1 protein-coding gene and 1 pseudogene are annotated in these 5,879 nt (G+C 40.5%); one reads left to right on the top strand and one right to left on the bottom strand.

Translation table 11 applies throughout. The features are described from left to right. Positions 1 to 406, top strand: a pseudogene (locus AM305_RS10225) (transposase); the annotation flags it as partial. A gap of 182 nt (positions 407 to 588) precedes the next feature. Here the strand turns inward: AM305_RS10225 and AM305_RS10220 are convergent. After that, positions 589 to 5,879: Ig-like domain-containing protein (locus tag AM305_RS10220; protein ID WP_005825758.1), on the bottom strand; the 5,291-nt coding region annotated here is incomplete at its 5' end.

Raw genomic sequence — 5,879 nt, 5'->3', positions numbered from 1 at the left:
AAGTGGTTATATGCACCGAGATAACAAAGAAAGGGTTCTTCTATCTCGACCACCGCACGGTCGATGGTAAGCACGGGATTATTTTAGATACCTTTGCCACGGCAGGGAATGTCAATGACAGTCAGCCCTATATTGCTCGCCTTGATGCCACCACGCAACGTTTTCAGTTCAAACCCCAAGTCGTTGGGCTGGATGCCGGCTATTTTACTGCCCCTATTGCAGAAAGTTTGGCTCGCCGAGAGATTGTTGGCGTGTTTGGTTATCGCCGTCCAACCAAAGGGAAAAACAGCCTGAGTTTGCGGACGCCAAACAACACCACGGACACCGCAATGCCCGTTACAGAGGGTTGTCGAAAGTACAGATGCAATGCTTCCTCGCGGCAATGGTAAAAAAATCCACAAAACTGACCGCTTGAATGGCTATCCGAAGTGAAATGCAAAAGAAAGAGATAAAACAGCAAAAAATAAACCCACCTTTGACAGAAGGGATGTAAAGGTGGGGTTGTCGGTGGTCTGACCGCACTTTGAAAGTGCGGTCGTTTTTTTAGGATATAGAAGAGACCAAATAAAGGTTTCTTCTATATTCACCTTAAACAATAATTAAATTATTATTATCCAATGTTGAGAGATGATTTTCTAAAGTGGCAAAATGAATTAAATCGCCATTACCTTCAGCATCATAACTTAATTGTCCATTGGTATTATCATATTTAATATGACGTTTAAGGCTTTCTTCATCGTTTAATGCGCGGAATACGTTTTTTGACAATTCAATTTTGTCTTCAGTGTTGAAGTCCTTGATGATATCCACATTGCCATTAAGGGTGGTATTAAACACAAAATGGTCTGCACCTTCTCCACCAATGAAAATGTCTGCACCTAACCCACCAATAAGACGGTCATTACCGGCACCGCCATTTAATGTATTGCCGATATTATTTGCCGTTAAGATGTTATCTAACTCATTGCCGTAGGCTTCTTTTGCGGTATTCCCAATTAATACTAGATTTTCTACATTTTCTGACAAACGATAATCAACGGTACTGTAAACTGTATCTATACCTTCATTTTTAGCTTCAACGATAATGTCTTTTGTGTTATCAACAAGATAGATGTCGTTTCCTAAACCACCTATCATCGTATCTTCACCAAGACCGCCATTAAGATAATCATTACCGGCACCGCCTTCTAACTTATCATTTCCGGCTCCGCCGAAGATGTTATTATCTGCTGCATTACCAATCAATGTATCATTATGATTTGAGCCGATAAGATTTTCGATTTGTGTTCCTTGACCAATATAGACTTGACCACTGGTGTATTCAACATCTGAAATCTTAAGTGGTTCTTCTTTACCATTGCCACTATCGATGACCGCCTTTTCAGGTAAATCAAAATATTGATGTGCATCTTGCTGTGTACTGTTAATGTTTTTTACCAAGAAGTTTCTTTCTCTTTCTTCACCAACATAACTCCAGCTACCGGGATTTAAATTAACATACACACCTTGTTTTTCTTTTGAAGCGTCAAATGTATCAACACCGTTACCGTCCCAAATATAACGACCGCCGTCAGAAGCATAGGTATTGTAATTTGCAAAGCTATAAACATCATCGCCAGCGCGCGCATTTGGATTGACACCAAAACGATAATGTAAATAAGCTAAATCATAAGGGCGTAAATCGCGTAAGGATAAATATAAATTATCATTGACATAGCGATCATAGGAAATAATCGAAAATTCCGCGGTATTTTCATTACCATAGCCGTTTTCTTTAAAGGTCGGAATATCACCTGCATTCGTATGAACCATACCAAGTGTATGCTCAATTTCGTGAAGTGCGGTGTAATAGAGATAATCCGTTCCCCAGCCTTTCCAGCTGCTGCCGGCATTCCAAGTAATATGTCCACCGTTTCTTGCTACTGCTGCCGAACCATTCGTCATGGAAGCATAATGCACAAAGGTATCACGGTCGCCGCTAATTTTACTTTCCACAAACTGTATATTGGTATAACTGGATAAGATGGCATAGGCATCCCTGAAGACCGCTTTTAATCCCTCATCAACCAAGGCATCTGAAGGCAATTCTTTATTCGCTTCTAACTCTTCCGTGCCGTGGAAATAATATTTAATGACATAAGGCTTATCTTGTGTTCCACCCAATGGGGCCGAATAGCCATTTTTGTCTAAGCTACCTACAGCCTTTAAGAAATATGGGGTATTCCAGTCATCTTTGGTATGATCATCTTGAATGGGATTGCTACGTGGAATTAACCCAATTTGTTTTGAGCCATCTACTGAGGCCGCTACCGCATAATTTTCTTGATCAAAAACGCTAATTGCTTTACCGGAACGATCTGTGGTTTCCAAGGTAGCAGAAATCTGCTCTGCTGTGCTCAAGGTTTGTTTTGACACGATCGCAGAGAAACTTAAGTCCGAATTTACCGTTGTTTTAAGCGTTTTATTGCCAATATTCAAGAGAACAACATCTCCCTCTTTGGCCGTTCCTGATACAACACCACTTACCGTTGCAATATCTTCGTGATATGCAACAAAATACTGATCTTGATTCTCCACTTTTAAATAATCGCTTGTGAACGTAACGCTTTTAGTCGTGACTTCAGGCGCATTAATATAAGCTGTTTTATAAAATCCATCAGCCTTAGTTAGCTCATAAACCTTTGGATCCGGGGTGAATTTTACGGAAATCTGTTGTCCATTTAGCCCTTTTAATTCATCGGCGGCAATATCGACAAAGAATGTTTTATTATTAACACCGACCTTAAATGATTGGTTACCAATTGTAACGATCGCTTGGCGTACCTCGTTATAATTTTTACCTTGAGCATAAACACCATCAAATTCAGCTTCACCATATATGCGGACAATAGGTGATTTTTCAGCCAAACTTAAGGTGAAATCGCCCACTTCGGTGATATCAATTTTTGCAGCTACCTCAGCGGCAACAGTAAACTTCTTCGTTGTATCCGCACGGCTGTTTCCTGCAGTAGCGGTAGCTGTAACCATATAGTTTGGTGCTTGAATTAATTCTTCAGCAGCAACGTTCAATTTAAAACTCAGATCACTTTCTAACTGAACCTTGTGCGTCTTACCGTTAATTTGTAATTCAACTTGAGTTGTAGTTGAAGCCTCTGCGCCAAAAATTTTACCTGATAATTGTAAATGCCCTTTGGCTTCGGTCACATTGATATGATTATCTGCTGTAATATCATTTAATAAAATACCAATATCACCTTGGCTAACACTATAAGATAAATCACTTTGCGCAGATCCTACATTCCCAACACTATCTTTAGTGGTATAAACAGCAGAAACTATCAGTGAATTTGAAGAGGCTAATTCTGCCGCCGGAAGCGTTAAACTAAATGCACCATCTTGTTGAATTTCCACCGCTTGGGTTTTGCCGTTATACATTAAGATGAGTTGCTCACCAACGGTAAAATCGCCACTCACTTTGCCACTTAATACCACCGAATCTGTTGCAGTCTTAGCGATCACATTATTTTCATTAATTGGGTTAAGCGTAATGATTGGCATTGGCGGTGTCATATCGGCTTGAAAATCCACCGCACTTTCTGCGGTAGCCGTATTACCCGCAACATCTTTAGCCATTACATTGACTTTTAAGTGATTATTTCCTTCAATCAGCGAGCTTTCATTAATTGGTAAATTCAATGACCATTTTTTATCTGATACCGTTGCATCATATTCTTTGCCATTGAGACTGACTTTAACTTGAATATCTTTGGCATTAATATCTTGTTCATCGTAAGTGAGAGTGCCACTAATGAGACTGGTTTTATTCAAATTCTCGGTAGAAATTGTTTTGCTACCATTGACTTCATTGACTGAAACAGCAATCTTGGTTTCAGTATCATAACGATAGGAGACTTTTTCTGCTACTTCGTGGGTTGTCCCTGTTTTTTTATTGCGAATGGTTGCGACTACATACATTTCATCCGTATCCGCAAAATCAGCAACGTTTAATGTGGTGCTAAATTTCCGTAGTGCTGAACTATCTCGGCTTAAATTAGTGGAAAACGTTTTTCCATTGAGCTTGATTTCAACTTTTTCCACTAAATCTTCTTCACGACGAACAGTGTGTCCCCATACAGTTCCCTGATAAGTAAAAGTAGAATTCTTTTCTATAAATGCTTTATTGAAAGTATTATTTTCACCTACAGCGGCTAAATCATTGAGATTCGCATCACTGCCAGACGTTGCAACCGTATAAGCTTGCGAAGTTTCGGCTTCACCATGATTACCTGCTTTATCTGTTCCGATAACTTTAGCGCGAATGACTTTATGGTTGCCAGCAGTTAAAACAGCTGTGGCAAATTCCACTTTAAAAGATCCATTGATCACCTTAGTTTGGATTGTATTCCAATTGCTTGCGGCACAATAAGGGCAGCCACAAGACACTTCCACCAGATCCCCATCACTTGCTCCTGTCACGCTTCCGGCAATAACGGTCGTTTCTTTCGCGGCTTCTTCGGCATTGATCATATTGTCGCCGGTAATTGGGCGTAGCGTAATGGTTGGTTTGTCTAAAGCTGTTTCATATTGGAATACTTCAAGTGCGGTCATATTTTCCGTATTTTTGACCACAGCCCGAACAGTATTATTTTTCGCTAACAATTCACCGCTAACCTTCGCTTCAAATTCGCCATTAAGGACTTGTGCTTTGATCGTTTGATCACCAATAGTTAGCTCAACAACAGAACCATCATCTGCACGCGTGACTGAGCCGGATAAGGTAATTTCCTGCTGAGATTCTGCAATATTAAGGATGTTATCTGCCGTTACAGGATTCATCTTAATCGTTAAAGGCGTTTCTTCTACATTTGCATAAGTTACCGCACTGCCTTTAGCTGTTCCACCATTTACACTTTGAGTTTCAATAGAAGCGGTGACTTTTTCGTGAACGATTAAATTTTGAGTATTTACATCTTTAGAAAATTTACCATCCTTCACTTCGGCATAATAAACAGATTGTCCAATTTCTAACTTAACAAAATCCCCATCTTTGGCGTGTTTTACTGTACCTGAAATCGTGGTTTTTTCTAATTTTTGTTCAACGAAACTTAAGAAATTATCGCCTGTAATTTTATCAAAAGTAATTTCAGGCTCTTGTGTCACTGTCTCAACAACGTATTTTAGTTTAGCTTGAGCCGTACCGCGCAATCTTTTATTTGTATCATGAACTGCTGTAATAGATGCGCTAAGTTCTTTCTCTCCTTCTCCTTTCGCCACCAATGCGGAAGCGTTAATATCGACCCACCAAGTTTTAGTTACAGGATCAACTTGAGCAGGTCTAATTACATCTGCTAAAACGGTAATCATGGGTGGCGTGGTAGAAGCACCTTTAACATCATAACTACCTGATAATCTTATAATTCCATTAGCTTCAGATTGACTAATGATACCATCTTCTCCACCCACATAACTTGTCCATGTAATTGCGGCAACAGGTGCTGCACCTGCTGCTGGTTCAGTTAATACGGGTAATTCAGGCAACGGAGCTAGTTGCGGTTTAGTATCACTTTTTGTTTCCGGTTCAGTTTCAATTTCCGGTTCAACTGCAGCTTTTTCTTTAGGTGTAACAACCCAAGCGGCATTGGGATCTTTATCAACGATAGCCTCAGGTTCAACTGGTTTGGTTTCAGGCTCCGTTGGCTTAGTCTCAGGCTCCGTTGGCTTGGTTTCCGGCTCCGTTGGCTTAGTCTCAGGCTCCGTTGGCTTGGTTTCAGGCTCCGTTGGCTTGGTTTCAGGCTCCGTTGGCTGTGTTTCAGGCTCGGTTGGCTTGGTTTCAGGCTCAGTTGGCTGAGTCTCCGGCTCAGTTGGTTTGGTTTCCGGCT

It is taken from the genome of Actinobacillus minor NM305 (assembly GCF_000175195.1).
Classification (GTDB): domain Bacteria; phylum Pseudomonadota; class Gammaproteobacteria; order Enterobacterales; family Pasteurellaceae; genus Haemophilus_A; species Haemophilus_A minor.
Note: the sequence above shows the minus strand (reverse complement) of the source record. Positions and strands in the feature narration are given on the sequence as shown.